The organism is Mesorhizobium sp. L-2-11, assembly GCF_016756595.1.
Lineage (GTDB): Bacteria > Pseudomonadota > Alphaproteobacteria > Rhizobiales > Rhizobiaceae > Mesorhizobium.
The window spans coordinates 5728589-5742601 of the sequence record NZ_AP023257.1 but is presented as its reverse complement, the minus strand read 5'-3'; the positions used below and the strand labels follow the sequence as shown (position 1 = coordinate 5742601).

General features: G+C 63.3%; 14 protein-coding genes. 8 read left to right on the top strand and 6 right to left on the bottom strand.

Features of this window, described 5'->3' with window-relative positions; all coding sequences use genetic code 11:
• The 6 genes from JG739_RS27375 to JG739_RS27350 form a co-directional block, all read right to left on the bottom strand.
• Positions 1–861, bottom strand: coding sequence for an ABC transporter permease (locus JG739_RS27375; RefSeq protein WP_202364243.1), 861 nt, complete (start codon positions 859–861; stop codon positions 1–3).
• A gap of 69 nt (positions 862–930) precedes the next feature.
• A complete protein-coding gene (locus JG739_RS27370) occupies positions 931–1935 on the bottom strand; it encodes an ABC transporter substrate-binding protein (RefSeq protein ID WP_202364242.1) in 1005 nt (334 codons plus the stop codon).
• Positions 1936–2001: 66 nt separating this feature from the next.
• The gene (locus JG739_RS27365; RefSeq protein WP_202364241.1) at positions 2002–3477 is read right to left on the bottom strand and encodes an aldehyde dehydrogenase; all 1476 of its coding nucleotides are present in this window, start codon (positions 3475–3477) and stop codon (positions 2002–2004) included.
• Positions 3474–4526, bottom strand: a complete 1053-nt coding sequence (locus JG739_RS27360) for an LLM class flavin-dependent oxidoreductase (protein WP_202364240.1) — start codon at positions 4524–4526, stop codon at positions 3474–3476. Before JG739_RS27360 ends, JG739_RS27365 begins: the two co-directional genes overlap by 4 nt.
• A gap of 6 nt (positions 4527–4532) precedes the next feature.
• Complete coding sequence (locus tag JG739_RS27355) at positions 4533–6326, bottom strand: alpha/beta fold hydrolase (RefSeq protein ID WP_202364239.1); 1794 nt, start codon at positions 6324–6326, stop codon at positions 4533–4535.
• Positions 6319–6906 (bottom strand): amino acid synthesis family protein, encoded by a 588-nt coding sequence (locus tag JG739_RS27350; protein WP_202364238.1) that lies wholly within the window; start codon positions 6904–6906, stop codon positions 6319–6321. Before JG739_RS27350 ends, JG739_RS27355 begins: the two co-directional genes overlap by 8 nt.
• 149 nt (positions 6907–7055) lie before the next feature.
• On the opposite strand from JG739_RS27350, the gene JG739_RS27345 reads away from it, so the two are divergent.
• The 8 genes from JG739_RS27345 to JG739_RS27310 all read left to right on the top strand — a co-directional run bounded on the left by JG739_RS27345 (position 7056) and on the right by JG739_RS27310 (position 14004).
• Complete coding sequence (locus JG739_RS27345) at positions 7056–7727, top strand: GntR family transcriptional regulator (protein WP_202364237.1); 672 nt, start codon at positions 7056–7058, stop codon at positions 7725–7727.
• A 240-nt stretch (positions 7728–7967) separates the two neighbouring features.
• Positions 7968–8552, top strand: coding sequence for a sulfocyanin-like copper-binding protein (locus JG739_RS27340; RefSeq protein WP_244749595.1), 585 nt, complete (start codon positions 7968–7970; stop codon positions 8550–8552).
• A gap of 264 nt (positions 8553–8816) precedes the next feature.
• Positions 8817–9623, top strand: a complete 807-nt coding sequence (locus JG739_RS27335; protein WP_202367667.1) for an SDR family oxidoreductase — start codon at positions 8817–8819, stop codon at positions 9621–9623.
• A gap of 11 nt (positions 9624–9634) precedes the next feature.
• Positions 9635–10582, top strand: a complete 948-nt coding sequence (locus JG739_RS27330) for a 3-hydroxyacyl-CoA dehydrogenase (RefSeq protein ID WP_202364236.1) — start codon at positions 9635–9637, stop codon at positions 10580–10582.
• Positions 10579–11541, top strand: a complete 963-nt coding sequence (locus tag JG739_RS27325; protein ID WP_202364235.1) for a 3-keto-5-aminohexanoate cleavage protein — start codon at positions 10579–10581, stop codon at positions 11539–11541. The genes JG739_RS27330 and JG739_RS27325 overlap by 4 nt, the downstream gene beginning before the upstream one ends.
• Positions 11542–11585: 44 nt before the next feature.
• The gene (locus JG739_RS27320) at positions 11586–11732 is read left to right on the top strand and encodes an SMP-30/gluconolactonase/LRE family protein (protein WP_244749594.1); all 147 of its coding nucleotides are present in this window, start codon (positions 11586–11588) and stop codon (positions 11730–11732) included.
• Positions 11729–12940 carry an acyl-CoA dehydrogenase family protein gene (locus tag JG739_RS27315; protein ID WP_202364234.1) on the top strand — a complete coding sequence of 404 codons (1212 nt, stop codon included), beginning with the start codon at positions 11729–11731 and terminating at the stop codon, positions 12938–12940. The genes JG739_RS27320 and JG739_RS27315 overlap by 4 nt, the downstream gene beginning before the upstream one ends.
• Positions 12941–12972: 32 nt before the next feature.
• Entirely contained in the window at positions 12973–14004 is a 1032-nt protein-coding gene (locus tag JG739_RS27310) for a phosphotransferase family protein (protein WP_202364233.1), read from the top strand.
• The last annotated feature ends 9 nt before the right edge of the window (positions 14005–14013 follow it).

The following is a 14013-nucleotide window of genomic DNA, read 5'->3' as shown; positions in this document are numbered from 1 at the left end:
TCAGATGCCTCCTGTCATGCGCTTGGCGCCGACGAGGCGCAGCTGCAGCGCGTAGAGCGCCATGGTGACCACAAGCAGGATGAAAGCCGCAGCACTTCCGAGCCCCCAGTTGAGCAAGGACTGGATCATCTGGGCGATCATTGCGGCGAGCATCATGTTGGAGGTGCCGCCGAGCAGCGTCGGTGTCACGAAATAGCCGAGCGACATGACGAAAACCATCAGGCCGCCTGCAGCGATTCCGGGGAGCGATAATGGCAGCAGGATGCGGCGGAAGGCCTCGAAGGGGCTCGCGCCGCAAAGGGCGGCGGCGCGCAGCGTCATCGGATCGATGGCGCGCAGGGTTCCGACCAGTGGCAGTATCATGAATGGCAGCATAATGTAGACCATGCCGATGGTGACGCCGGTCAGGTTGTTGATCAGCGGCAGCGGCTCGCTGATCAGGCCGATATCCATCAGCGTCCGGTTGATGACGCCGGTGCGTTGAAGCAGCACCATCCAGGCGTAGGTGCGGGTGAGCAGATTGGTCCACATCGACAGGATGATGATGCCGAATACGATCGAGCCGAGGGCGGGCGGCATGATCGCCAGCATCCAGGCGACCGGAAACGCCACGATGATGGTGACGGCGGTGACGACGGTGGCGACCAGAAAGGTGTTGAAGAAGACCCGCGTATAGGTGCCGTCGCCAAACAGGGTGGCGTAGTTGTGCAGGCCCGGCACGGGTTCGGTCACGCTGCGCAACAGCAGCGCAACAACCGGCACCACGAAGAACAGGGCGACAAGAGTTAGCGCCGGCAAGGCGCCGCCGATGCCATCTGGCCTTCGGAGGATTGGCTGTCGATGAAGCAAATTGCCCGACATGGCGATGATCCCGGCAGCTCAGGCGGGACGCCTGGCGACGCCCCGCCGGTTCATGGGTGAGGTCGGCTTCTATTTGGCCTGCCAGGCGTACCAGCGTTCCGCGATCTTATCGCGGTTTTCAGCCCAGTAGTTCATGTCGAGGTTGATCTGCCCGTCGACATAGGCGTCCGGCAGCGACTTGACGACATCGGCCGGCATTTCGGCCTTGGCTGCCGTGTTGATGGGGGCGTAGCCGCTTGCTTCAGCAAACATGGCCTGGCTTTTCGGGCTTGTCGCAGCGGCCAGGAATTTCATCGCGCTCACCTTGTTCTTCGAACCCTTGGGGATGACGAGCACGTCGGCGGCGGTCAGGTTCTGATTCCAGGATGCGCCGACATCGGCGCCTTCCTGCTCGAGAGCGAAGACACGTCCGTTCCAGAGCTGCCCGAAGGCTGCTTCACCGGAAGCGATCAGCTGTTGCGACTGCGCGCCGCTGTCCCACCAGACGATTTCCGATTTGATCGTGTCGAGTTTCTTGAACGCCCGGTCGAGGTCGAGCGGATAGAGGTTGTCTGCAGGCACGCCGTCGGCCAGCAGCGCGATTTCGATGACGCCCGGCGCCGACCACTTGTAGAAGGTGCGCTTGCCGGGAAATTTCGCCAGGTCGAACATGTCGGCCCAGCCCGCCGGTTCGCCCGACACCGCGCCTTTGTTCCAGGCAAGAACGAAGGAATAGTAAAAGCTGCCGACCGCATGGTCGGTGGTGAAGCGAGGATCGAGATCGGCTTTCGGCACAACGTTGAAGTCGATCGGCTCGAGCAGGCCGTCCTTGGCCGCCTTGATGGCGAAATCCATTTCGACATCGACGACGTCCCAGGCGACGCTGCCGCCCTCCACCATGGCCTTCAGCTTGCCGTAGTCGGTCGGGCCGTCCTGCAGGACCTTGATGCCGGAACTCGCTTCGAACGGAGCAGCCCAGGATTTGGTCTGCGCCTCCTGGGTGGTCCCGCCCCAGCTGGTGAACACCATTTCATCGGCCCGTGCGGCAGTGGCTGCCAAGAGTCCGGCCAAAATGCCGGTCAAAATCAGTTTCATGTCATTCTCCTCTGTTGGTTGTTTTTGTTTCTTGTTTTTTATGAAATTGCGCGATTGACGCTGCCTTCACCGCATGACGAACGGGTCCGGGATTGGCTCGTCGGATATCCGTATCCAGACGGATTTCGAGCGCGTGTAATCGCGGATGGCGTCGAGCCCGCCCTCACGTCCGAGCCCGGACTGACCATAGCCGCCGAATGGCACGAGCGGCGAAACGGCGCGGTACGTGTTGACCCAGACGACGCCGGCATGAATGTCGCGCGCCATGCGGTGCGCCCTGGCGAGATTGGTGGTGAACACGCCCGAGGCCAGGCCGAACGGCGTGTCGTTGGCAAGCGCTAATGCTTCGGCTTCCGTGTCGAAGGCGAGAACGCTGAGCACCGGACCGAACAATTCCTCCCGCACGCAAGGCAGCGCTGTATCCTCGGCGTCGATGATGGTCGGTGCGTAGTAGAAGCCGCGCGAATGCTCGTCCGGCCTTTTTCCACCGGTGACCAGCGTCCCGCCCGTGGCGAGGCTCTCGGCAACGATCTTCTCGATCCATTCCCGCTGACGTGGCGTTGCCAGCGGTCCCATTTCGGTGGCCGGATCCTGCGGATCACCAATTTTGATGGCCTCGGCCTTGTGCTTCAGCCTGCCGAGGAACTCGGCTTTTATCGAACGCTCGACAAGCAGGCGCGAGCCGGCGACGCAGCTTTGTCCAGACGCTGCGAAAATTCCGGCGACGACCGCGTTTGCCGCACTGTCCAAGTCTGCGTCGGCGAAAACCACAACCGGGCTTTTCCCGCCCAGCTCGAGCGTCGTGTAGGCGAGATTTTCCGCCGTGTTGCGGACGATCGCGCGAGCGGTCGAAGGTCCGCCGGTGAAGGCGACGCGTGACACCAGCGGGTGACTTGTCAGGCGTCGGCCGCAATCGAGCCCGAACCCGGTCAGTATGTTGACGCTTCCGGCGGGAAATCCGGCCTCGTAGACGAGTTCGGCGAAGGCCAGCAGCGGTGCCGGGCCGTCTTCCGAGGCTTTCAGGACGACCGTGCAGCCGGCGGCCAGTGCCGGACCGAGCTTGACGGCCGAAAGGAAGAGCTGCGAATTCCACGGCACGACGGCAGCGACGACGCCGATCGGCTCGCGCCGGATGGTGACGTCCATATCGGCCTTGTCGATCGGCAGATGCGAGCCTTCGTGCTTGTCGGCAAGCCCGCCATAGTAGCGATAGTAGTCGCCGACATAGGCGATCTGGGCGCGGGTCTCGCGGATGATCTTGCCGGTGTCGCGCGTTTCCAGCTCCGCCAGGCGGTCGGCATTGGCGACGACCAGTTCGCCGAGGCGCACCAGCAGCTTGCCGCGGGCGGTCGCCGTCAGGGATGCCCACGCGGCCGAGTGCAGCGTCCGGTGCGCCGCCTCGACGGCGCGGTCGACGTCGGCTTCGGTTGCAGCCGGCATCGTAGCCCAGGGCGCTCCGGTGGACGGATCGGTGCTTTCGAAGGTGGCGGTCGGCGTATCGAACGCCCCATCTATGAAGTTGCTGAAGGCCACAAGGGTCATTGCGGCCTCCCATGCCCGAAGGCCGGCATCACCTTGTCGACGAACAGCTGCAGCGACTTCTTCTTGCGCCCGTGTGGCAGACCGCTGTCGATCCAGATCGAGTACTGGTCATAGCCGAGCGCCTCATATGCCTTCAGCCGGGTGATCACCTCTTCGGCCTCACCGATGACCAGGTTCTGTCGGATTTTTCCCGGCGCGTATTGCGGCATGGCCGCGATCTCGTCGTCGGTGAGCGCTTCCAAAATTCCTTGGCGAACCGGCTTCTTGTTCTGGAACCACGCGCCGAACTGGCAGTAAAACAGCGACAGGTCCTTCGTCAGCTGCTCCGCATCGGCGGCGTCTTCGGCAACGAATGTGTGCATCAGCAGCATGATCTCGGGGCGGGCCATGGCCGGATGCGCCGCGCACGCCGCGTTGAAGCGCTCCATCAGGCTGGTTACTTCATCATCGCCCGAGGCGAGCGGCGTCACCTGAACGTTGCAGCCGTTGGACACGGCGAAGTCATGCGAGTTCGGATCGCGCGCCGCCACCCAGATCGGCGGGTGCGGTTTTTGCACCGGCTTGGGCGACGAGGTGGTCGAGGGAAACGACCAAAACTCCCCGGACATCTCGAAGTCGCCCTGCCAAAGGCCCTTGATGGCGGGGATGATCTCGCGCATGCGCTGGCCGGCGCCCCAGGCGTCGAGCCCCGGGAACAGGCGCTGGTATTCATAGCTGTAGGCGCCGCGCGCGATGCCGATGTCGAGCCGGCCGCCCGTGACGACATCGGTCATGGCTGCTTCGCCGGCGAGCTTGATCGGATGCCAGAACGGCGCGATGACGGTTCCTGTGCCAAGCCGGATGCGCTTCGTCCGGGCGCCGAGATAGGCGATGTTGATGAACGGGTTTGGCGAGATGGTGAACTCCATACCGTGGTGTTCGCCGATCCAGGCCGTCTCGAAGCCTGCCGCCTCGGCCATCAGGACCAACTCCTCGAGCTCGTCGATGAGCTCGGCATGCGGCTTTGCCGGGTCCGAGCGTTCCATGTGGACGAAGAGCGAGAACTTCATATCTGTTCACCCCGAAGTGTTCATGGATACCGGCTTGGCGAGCGGACGGACTTCGCCTTCGACTTCGTTGCCGACATAGACTCCGAACGCATCCTCCCGACATTCGCGAACATAGCGGGCGAGCATCGAGCGCACAGCAGCGTCGGCGATGTTCAGTCCGGCAATCCTGTCGATGTCGACGAGCCGGACTTGGCCATCGCTGGAGTGGGGCGCGGCTACCGTGCCGCGGTAGTAGACATGTGTTCGCGATGGATTTGCGGCGTCGTCCCAGACCGCAAACAGGAATCCGAGATGGGCGTCGACAGCTTTCGCGGCGAGGCGTCCCTTGAGGCTTTGCGTGTCGCCGGGCGTCCCGAGTCCTCGGCCCGCCGGCAACTCGAAAAAGCCGTCGACGGTTTCGAAGAACAGCACGCGGCCTTCATCTTCGAGGATCGCGCCGACCTCCATGTCCGGAGGCGCCGCCGCCAGCGCTTCCTGGCTGAGACCGGGCGAGACATACGCCCCACGGCAATAGCCGAGGGGCTGCGATGAATTGTGGGAGAATTCGCGAACGCGGCCGATGAGGATCGAATGGTCGCCGGCATCGACCAACTGCTCCATGTCACAGTCAAACGTAGCCACCGATCCAGCGAGCAGCGGACTGCCGGTCGGGCCGAACCGCCACTCGACAGCCGAGAACTTGTCCTGCGATTTCGAAGCGAAGACGCCGGACGCGGCTCGCTGTTCCTCCGAGAGCACGTTGATGGCAAAGCACTTCGAGGTCGAAAACACCGGATGACCCAGCGCTTTCTTGGCGATGCAGACCAGAACAAGCGGCGGATCGAGCGAAACGGATGTAAACGAATTGGCGGTGAAGCCTCGAGGCTCTCCCTCTGGCCCGATCGCGGTGACGATGGTAACGCCGGTCAGGAAGGAACCGAGCGCCCGCCTGAATTCGCCCGCGTCGAAGGCTGTGTCCATTGCCGGGCGCACCGATGTGCTTGCGCCGTCGTTGCTCTCGAGAAAGTCGGCAATGCGCCGTGTGACCACGTCAGGCGAGGCTACGGCCATCATATGTCGTTCGCCGTCCAGAACGACGCAGCGACCGCGCGGCGCGAGGCGGGCCATCGCCGCCGACATCGCAGGTGACGAATTCCTGTCCTGCGAGCCGGTCATGAACAGGGCCGGCACCGCGAGACCGGAGAGACGATCGCCATGCGCCGCATCGGCATGGGCGAAAAGTCGATAGGTGCGCGCATAGCCTTCGGAGTTGACGCTTTGCAGTGCCGCGCGCGTCGTCGTTGCGGCTTCGGCCAGGCTGTCGGGGATCGGATTGCCGAACCAGCGCGCGATCGTTGCGTCCGTCCCCGACGGGTTTTCCGCGCCATTCAATTCGGCGGCGCGCTCGCGTACTGCCTGCGCAAGCTCCGCCGGGCGGCGAAAGACCGCGTTGAGCGACACGATGCTGCGGACCCGTTCGGGTGCGTCGAGAGCGATTTCCTGCCCGACCAGCGCCCCCATCGAATGGCCGACAATCGAGACGGCATCCAGGCCAAGATGATCGAGAAGCCGGATCGCCTGTCCGGCATAGTCGGCAAGGCTGGCGTCCTCGGGCGGCAACGGCGACTGGCCGTGTCCCAGGATGTCGATGGCGATGATATCCCATCTGTTTTTCATCAGCTCGATCTGCGGTGCCCAGATCGAGGCATTCATGCCGACGCCGTGGATGAGCAGGACCGGCGCGCCGGAACCGGCACGGATGTAGCCGGTGCCGTCAGGCGCCGTTCCGCGATGCCAGCCATGGTCCGCCAGCTCAGCCATGCAGGTCGCCGACCTCCTTGAGATCCTGGTAGCGGTCGCCGATGCGATGATGCGGTCGCCCGCCGATCGAGGCGCCAAGCGCCACCACCAGCTCGTCCGGCGCCGGCGCGTCGCCGATCTGGAAATGCACCGTCAGGTAATGCGAACGCCGGCCTTCGTCGTTCTTGTCCATGAGCGGGATCATGATCGGCGTGTTCGGACCGCCGCGCAGGTTGGTGAAGGCAAGATAGGTCTTGGCGCCGACGGCACGCCGATAGTGGTTGCCGAAATGCAGCGTGTGGATGAGCGCCGAGGCATGCTCGATCTCGCCCGATGTGCCGCAGATTGCGGCCTTGCCGTAGCCTTCGATCGCTTCGCCGGATCCGGCGACTGCGAGGATTTCATGGGTCAGCATCTCCCCCAGAACCGGCGCATAGGCGCGGATCTCGGGAGAAAGGTCCTCGGTGAAAACGCGTCCGGCCCACGGATTGTCGAGCACTGCCGCCACGCCGATCAGGCGCAGCGGCCGGGGAGCCGCCTTGCCGCCTTCTATCAGCGTGTTCTCGATATGGGTGACGATCTTTCGGATGGCCGGCTTCATCAAATCCTCGGTGGTCGATTAGGCTGAGGCATCCGGAAAAGTTCCCTTTCGCCTCAATCGTCTTATGGTATACCATACTATTGAAGACCAAATCCCTTGTCAACGGATCATCGAATCTGTTTGTTTGCGGATGCTGGGAAGGTGATGAATTGGCCGACGACACACTGAGGATCGAACGATCCGCCAAGACGCTGAGAACGCTGGCGCTGGAGCGCATGCGCGACGCGATCATGGGATTTCACTTCCAGCCCGGCGAACGGCTGGTCGAGCGGCCGCTTTGCGACCAGCTCGGCGTCAGTCGCTCGGTGGTGCGCGAAGTTCTGCGGCAGTTGGAGACTGAGGGCCTGGTCCAGATGATACCGGGCCACGGACCCGCCGTGGCCCGGCCGGATCTCAGCCGCACCGACGAGATTTATGAACTGCGCGCCCTGATGGAGGGCATCGCGGCGCGCGCCTGCGCACTGACGGCGACTGAGGACCAGATCGCTGCGCTTGAGCGTGCATTCAATGTGCTGCTCACGGCGTGGGCCTCAGCCAATCCGATCGAGGTGATGCGGGCGACGACAAAATTCTACGAGGTGCTTTTCGATGCCGCCGACAAGCGCATCGCCTGGGAGATCGTCCAGGGCCTGAACGTCCGCATCAACCAACTGCGTTCCATGACCATTGCTTCGGTAGACCGCCGCGATGCCGCAATTGCCGAAATGACCGACATCATGAACGCCATCAAGTCGCGCAACGGCGATGAAGCCGAAGTCGCGGCCCGCCGGCATGTGGAGCAGGCCTGGCGAATTGCGCAACAGACTCTTCGCAACAGCTGAAGGGGAAACGTCACGTTACGGAATTGCCCGTCGCCCTCGCACTGACGCACTGCAGGCAATTCCAACTCGACGATAGTGCAGCGCTGGCGTTGTTTCTGGCAGCTGACATAGCGTACCCTGGGCTTGCTGGTGTGGATCTTATTTTGAGGATATTCTCTTCCTTAAAGTATAAGGCGGGTCGACCTCGATTGGCGGTCGCTTGCGCCCGGCCGCCCCGCTCGGGAGGAGCCTCTGATTGCGATGGCGCGCTTTGCTCACCTTGCCCTTCTCGCCGTCGCCTTGGCATTGCCTGGAATTGCACTGGCTGGGGAGCCTTTCGTCCCGAGCTGGATCAAGAACGATCCCGCAGCCAAGACAGTGGCCATAGAGATTGTTGCCGATTGGAACCAGGTCGAGCGCTACCGCAGGGACAACATCCGGACCGACATCATCGACTTCAACGGTTACTGGGGTGGCAATCTCACCATCATCGTGCCAGCGGAATGGTCGGTAAAGATCGAGTTTATCAATGGCTCCTCGTCTTTCCGGCACAGCCTGATGCTGACCAGGGTCTACGCACCGTCAGAGATGCCAGTGAAGTTGACGGCCGAGGATGCGATCTGGGGGGTGTACACCGATCCGCCAGAGGGAATTAAAATCAACGAGAGGAGGCAACTCAACTTTGTTGCGCAGCAGGCCGGAAGCTATTTCCTCGCCTGCGGGAGGCAAACGCATCTGATGGACGGACACTGGATCGGTTTCGAGGTGAGAGACAGCATCGAGCAGGCCGTGGCAGTCATAGACGAAGACAAATTTCCGCAGGAGCAGCCCCCAGGGCGCCCTTAGGGCCTACGCGAGCAAGCCCGCGCTATGGCTTCGTCGTGGAGATCAATGCAAATCCATGGCGGCTTACCGGAAATTCGAAAGTCTGGCGTGCCCGAGCAGCTGCCTTTGCTCGCCAAGTTACCCGCGGGCAATGCTTTCGTCACTATTTCAGCTGCCCTATGCGACAAGGGCAATTCTGTACGGGCTGGTCGTTCTGGGTGCTGTCATGGCGCTGCTCGAACGGCGGCTGCAATGAGAAAGGACCGGACGATGAGTGCGACGGCGATAAGTAAAGGGGCACCGTCATCGGCGGACGATTTTCTGACCGGGCTGAAGGGGCAGCGCGTGCTGGTGACGGCGGGTGCCGGCGGCATCGGCTTGGCCATTGCCGACACGCTGTCGCGGCTCGGCGCGCGCATCGTCGTTTGCGACGTCTCCGACGAGGCGCTGACCGCTGCACCGGACAAGATCGCCCTCGTCGCCGCGGTCAAGGCCGATGTCTCGCGCGAAGACGACGTCGACCGGCTGTTCGAGACGGTGAGGGAAAAGCTCGGCGGCCTCGACGCGCTGGTCAACAATGCCGGCATCGCCGGGCCGACCGGCGGCGTCGATGAAATCGATCCGGCGGACTGGCGGCGCTGCATCGATATCTGCCTGACCGGCCAGTTCCTCTGCGCCCGGCGTTCCGTGCCGCTGATCAAGGCGGCGGGCGGCGGCTCGATCGTCTCGATGTCGTCCGCCGCCGGCCGCCACGGCTACGCTTTTCGCACCCCCTATTCGGCGGCCAAGTTCGGCGTCATCGGTTTCACGCAAAGCCTCGCCAAGGAACTCGGGCCGCACGGCATCAGGGTCAATGCCATCCTGCCCGGATTCGTCGAAGGACCACGCATCGACAAGGTCATCGCCGACCGGGCCAGGCAGCTCGGTGTGTCGAACGAGGAGATGACGGAGCGCTATCTCCAGAATATCTCGCTGCGCCGCATGACCAGCCCTTATGATGTCGCCGCGATGGTCGCCTTCCTGTTGTCCGATGCGGCGATCAACATCTCCGGCCAGTCGCTCGGCGTCGACGGCAACGTCGAAACCCTTTGAGGAGTCCGACCATGGTGAAAGTAGCAATTGTCGGCAGCGGGTTCATCGGGCGGGCCTGGGCGATCAGTTTTGCCCGCGCCGGTCATGACGTGCGGATGTGGGACCAGTCGCCGGCCGCGACGACCGGCGCACATGATTATATCGCCGGCGTGCTCGGCGACCTCGCCGCGAACGATCTGCTGCGGGGACAGGCAATCGACGCCGTGCTTGGTCGCATCGCCGTCGTTGCGGAGCTGGAAGAAGCGCTGGCCGATGCTGTCCATATCCAGGAGAACACGCCCGAAATCCTCGGCGTGAAGCGCGAGGTGTTCTCGCTGATCGATGCAGTTGCCGGTCCGCAAGCGGTGATCGCCAGTTCCACCTCGGCGTTGCTGCCGTCGAAGTTCACCGACCATCTGCACGGGCGGCACCGCTGCCTGGTCGTGCATCCGATCAATCCGCCCTATCTCATCCCGGCCGCGGAAGTCGTGCCGGCGCCATGGACCTCTTCCGAAACAATCGAAAGCACACGCGCCCTCCTCGTCGATGCGGGCCACGCGCCGCTGGTGATGAAGCACGAGCTCGACGGCTTCATCATGAACCGCCTGCAGGGCGCGCTGCTGGAGGAGGCTTTTCGCCTTGTCGCCGACGGCTATGCCAGCGTCGAGGATGTCGATATCGGCATTCGCGACGGATTGGCGCTGCGCTGGTCGTTCATGGGTCCGTTCGAAACGATCGACCTCAACGCGCCGGGCGGCGTACGCGACTATGTCGAGCGCTATCAAGCGATCTATTCCAACATTTTTCCGCAGATGCAGCGCCGCGTTGACTGGGCCGGCGAGGTCATCGAAACGGTAGAGGCCGACCGCCGCAAGCACCTGCCGCGGGAAAGCCTCCGCGAACGGCAGGTGTGGCGCGACCGCCGGCTGATGGCGCTGGCGGCGCACAAGAAAAAATCGGATCAGGAGTTCGGACAATGACGGAAACAAGCCGCAAGCCCGGCGCTACGCAGACCAGAGGCAAGGTTATCATCACCTGTGCGGTGACCGGGGCGATCCACACGCCGACCATGTCGCCCTATCTGCCGATCACGCCGGACCAGATCGCCTCCGAAGCGATCGCGGCGGCGGAGGCGGGTGCGGCGATCCTGCACCTGCATGCCCGCGACCCCGAGACCGGCAAGCCAGACCAGACGCCGGCGGCCTTCGCCCGTTTCCTGCCGCGCATCAAGCAGGCCACCAATGCCGCCATCAACATCACCACTGGCGGCAGTCCCTACATGAAGGTCGAGGAACGCGTGCGCCCGGCTGCCGAGTTCAAGCCTGAGGTCGCTTCACTCAACATGGGCTCGATGAATTTCGGGCTCTATCACCTCGTCGACAAATACGAGACTTTCAAGTTCGACTGGGAAAAGCCGCATCTGGAAGCGACGCGCGACCTGGTCTTCCGCAACTCGTTCAGGGATATCGAATACATTCTTGAAACCTGCTACGACAACGGCACCCGCTTCGAGTTCGAGTGCTACGACATCGCCCATCTCTACAACCTCTCGCACTTCGCCGACCGCGGGCTGGTGAAGCCGCCGTTCTTCGTGCAGTCGGTGTTTGGTCTGCTTGGCGGCATCGGCACGCATCCCGAAGACGTCGCCCATATGAAGCGCACCGCCGACCGGCTGTTCGGCGACCAGTTTCGCTGGTCGGTGCTCGGCGCCGGCGCCAGTCAGTTGCGCATTGCCGCGCAGTCGGCAGCGCTTGGCGGCAACATCCGCGTCGGGCTCGAAGACAGTCTTTGGGCCGGCAAGGGCAAGCTTGCCAAATCGAACGCCGAGCAGGTGGTGCTTGCCCGCAAGATCATCGAGGGCCTTGGCATGGAAGTGGCGACGCCCGACGAGGCGCGCGAGATCCTGTCATTGAAGGGCGGCGACAAGGTCGCGTTCTGAGGCGGCTCGCCTATCACTGCACGGCGCCAACAGAGGAGGACGGCATGAAGATCGAAGTCGTGGTGGACGTGAAGACCACGCTGGGCGAGGGACCATTGTGGGACGTCGAACAGGAGCGCCTCTACTGGATCGGCAGTTTCTCGTCCATCGATGGCGGCCACCTCGTTTCATCGCTGGGAGCTTGTCCATGAATTTCGACATTCCCGCCCGCACCGAAGATTACCGCGTCCGCATTGCCGACTTCGTCGAGCGTGAAATCCTGCCGCTCGAGGCCGACAAGACGTCCTATGACGCGCATGGAAATATCGCCTTGCCGCTGCTGGAGGGGCTTCGCGCCAAGGCGCGGATGGCGGGCCTGTGGTGTCTGCAGCTCAAGCTGGAAAGCGGCGGCGCCGGTCTCGGCAAGATCGACATAGCGGTCTGCTACGAGGAGATGAACCGGTCGATCTTCGGACCCGTGGTGTTCAATTCGGCGGCGCCCGACGATGGCAACATGATGGTTCTGGAGGCGCTCGGCACGCCGGCGCAGAAGGAAAAATGGCTGAAGCCGATTGTCGAGGGCAAGGTGCGCTCGGCCTTTGCCATGACCGAACCGCACCCCGGCGGCGGCTCGGACCCTTCGATGATCATGACGCGTGCTGAGCGGCGCGGCGACAAATATGTCGTGACCGGCCGCAAATGGTTCATCACCGGCGCGCAGCAGGCCAGCCATTTCATTCTGATCGCGCGAACCTCCGACGACCCGCGCCATGGTCTGTCGGCCCTGATGTTCCACAAGGACCAGCCGGGCTGGCGCATTGCGCGCCGCATCGAGATCATGGGCCCGGAGGAGCATGGCGGGCATTGCGAGCTGGAATTTGACGGGCTCAAAATACCTGTCGAAGACATGCTGGTTGGCGAGGGCAGGGGCATGAAGGTGACGCAGGTGCGGCTCGGCCCGGCGCGGCTTACCCACTGCATGCGCTGGCTTGGATTGTCCAAGCGCTGCGTCGAGATCGCGCGCGCCTACGCTGCCGAGCGCTATGGTTTCGGCCAGCGCCTCGCCGACCGCGAAAGCGTCCAGATGAAGCTCGGCGACCTCGCAATGCGCATCGAGATCGGCCGCATCCTGGTGATGAAGGCTGCGTGGGAGCTGGACCGCGGCGGCTTTGCCCGCAAGGAAGTGTCGATGGCCAAAGTCCAGGTCGCCAATGTGCTGCATGACGCGGCCGATGTGGCGATCCAGATCAATGGCGCGCGGGGCTATTCCAAGGACACTGTGCTCGAATGGATCTACCGCTATGCGCGCCAGGCGCGGCTGGTCGATGGCGCCGATGAGGTCCACAAGATGGTGCTGAACCGTTTCCTCAACGAGGAGGAGAGGGGCTTTTGGCGCTGGACCGTCGAAGGCGAGGCGTAAGGGGACGCGCGGTGGCGTCTCAGGAGGAAAAGATGCCGCTGAATGCGGACTTCGATCCTGCGGCATTGAAGGACTTTCTCGCGAACCGCTTCGGCGATGCCGCAATGACGCTCGAGCGGATCGGCGGCGGGCAGTCCAATCCCACCTACTTCGTCGACTATGGTGCGCATCGCATGGTGCTGCGCAAGAAGCCGGCCGGGCCGATTCTGAGCGGGGCGCATGCCGTCGACCGCGAGTTCCGCGTGCTTGAAGCGCTCGCACCGACCGACGTCCCGGTGCCCAGGCCGGTGCTCTATCACGCCGGCGCCGAGCCGCTCGGCACGGCTTTCTACCTGATGGAGCGGCTGGATGGTCGCGTCTTCCACGACTGTTCGCTGCCTGGCATTTCGCCCGCGGAGCGACGCGGCATCTATTTCGGCATGGCCGAAGCGATGGCCAGATTGCACGCTGTCCGTCCCGACGCGGTCGGTCTCGGCGACTACGGTCGGCCCGGCAACTATTTCGAGCGCCAGATCGGCCGCTGGACAAGACAGCTCAGGCAATCGCCGAGTGACAGTATTCCGGCACTCGAAGCGGTCGCCGACTGGCTGCCGCAGCATATGCCCGCGGACGACGGGCGCGTGTCGATCGCCCATGGCGACTTCCGCCTCGGAAATCTGCTGTTTCATCCCGATAAGCCGGAGGTGATCGGCATTCTCGATTGGGAGCTGTCGACGATCGGCCATCCGCTCGCCGATCTCGGCTTTTGCTCGATGACCTGGCATTCGACTCCAGACGAATATGGCGGCATCCTCGGCCTCGATCATGCCGCCCTCGGCATCCCAAGTCAGCGCGAATTCCTCGACCATTATTTCGCGCATGCCGTACCCACTGCGCCCTTGCAACGCTTCCACCTGGTTTTTTCGCTGTTCCGTTTCGCGGTGATCTTCGTCGGCATCGCCGACCGTGCGCGGGCAGGCAGCGCGGTGTCGGCCGATGCCGCCGGCATGTCGCCTCTCGCCGGTCGCTTTGCCGTACGCGCTCAAGAGATCATCCAAGGGGCAAGACCGTGGAGCGCCGCCTGAGACGAGCGC

What these genes read in the sequence shown, in the direction of transcription:
- JG739_RS27360 (WP_202364240.1), bottom strand. Translation starts at nt 4,526, where the DNA reads ATGAAGTTCTCGCTCTTCGTCCACATGGAACGCTCGGACCCGGCAAAG.
- JG739_RS27375 (WP_202364243.1), bottom strand. Translation starts at nt 861, where the DNA reads ATGTCGGGCAATTTGCTTCATCGACAGCCAATCCTCCGAAGGCCAGAT.
- JG739_RS27320 (WP_244749594.1), top strand. Translation starts at nt 11,586, where the DNA reads ATGAAGATCGAAGTCGTGGTGGACGTGAAGACCACGCTGGGCGAGGGA.
- JG739_RS27315 (WP_202364234.1), top strand. Translation starts at nt 11,729, where the DNA reads ATGAATTTCGACATTCCCGCCCGCACCGAAGATTACCGCGTCCGCATT.
- JG739_RS27325 (WP_202364235.1), top strand. Translation starts at nt 10,579, where the DNA reads ATGACGGAAACAAGCCGCAAGCCCGGCGCTACGCAGACCAGAGGCAAG.
- JG739_RS27350 (WP_202364238.1), bottom strand. Translation starts at nt 6,906, where the DNA reads ATGAAGCCGGCCATCCGAAAGATCGTCACCCATATCGAGAACACGCTG.
- JG739_RS27340 (WP_244749595.1), top strand. Translation starts at nt 7,968, where the DNA reads ATGGCGCGCTTTGCTCACCTTGCCCTTCTCGCCGTCGCCTTGGCATTG.
- JG739_RS27370 (WP_202364242.1), bottom strand. Translation starts at nt 1,935, where the DNA reads ATGAAACTGATTTTGACCGGCATTTTGGCCGGACTCTTGGCAGCCACT.
- JG739_RS27355 (WP_202364239.1), bottom strand. Translation starts at nt 6,326, where the DNA reads ATGGCTGAGCTGGCGGACCATGGCTGGCATCGCGGAACGGCGCCTGAC.
- JG739_RS27310 (WP_202364233.1), top strand. Translation starts at nt 12,973, where the DNA reads ATGCCGCTGAATGCGGACTTCGATCCTGCGGCATTGAAGGACTTTCTC.
- JG739_RS27365 (WP_202364241.1), bottom strand. Translation starts at nt 3,477, where the DNA reads ATGACCCTTGTGGCCTTCAGCAACTTCATAGATGGGGCGTTCGATACG.
- JG739_RS27330 (WP_202364236.1), top strand. Translation starts at nt 9,635, where the DNA reads ATGGTGAAAGTAGCAATTGTCGGCAGCGGGTTCATCGGGCGGGCCTGG.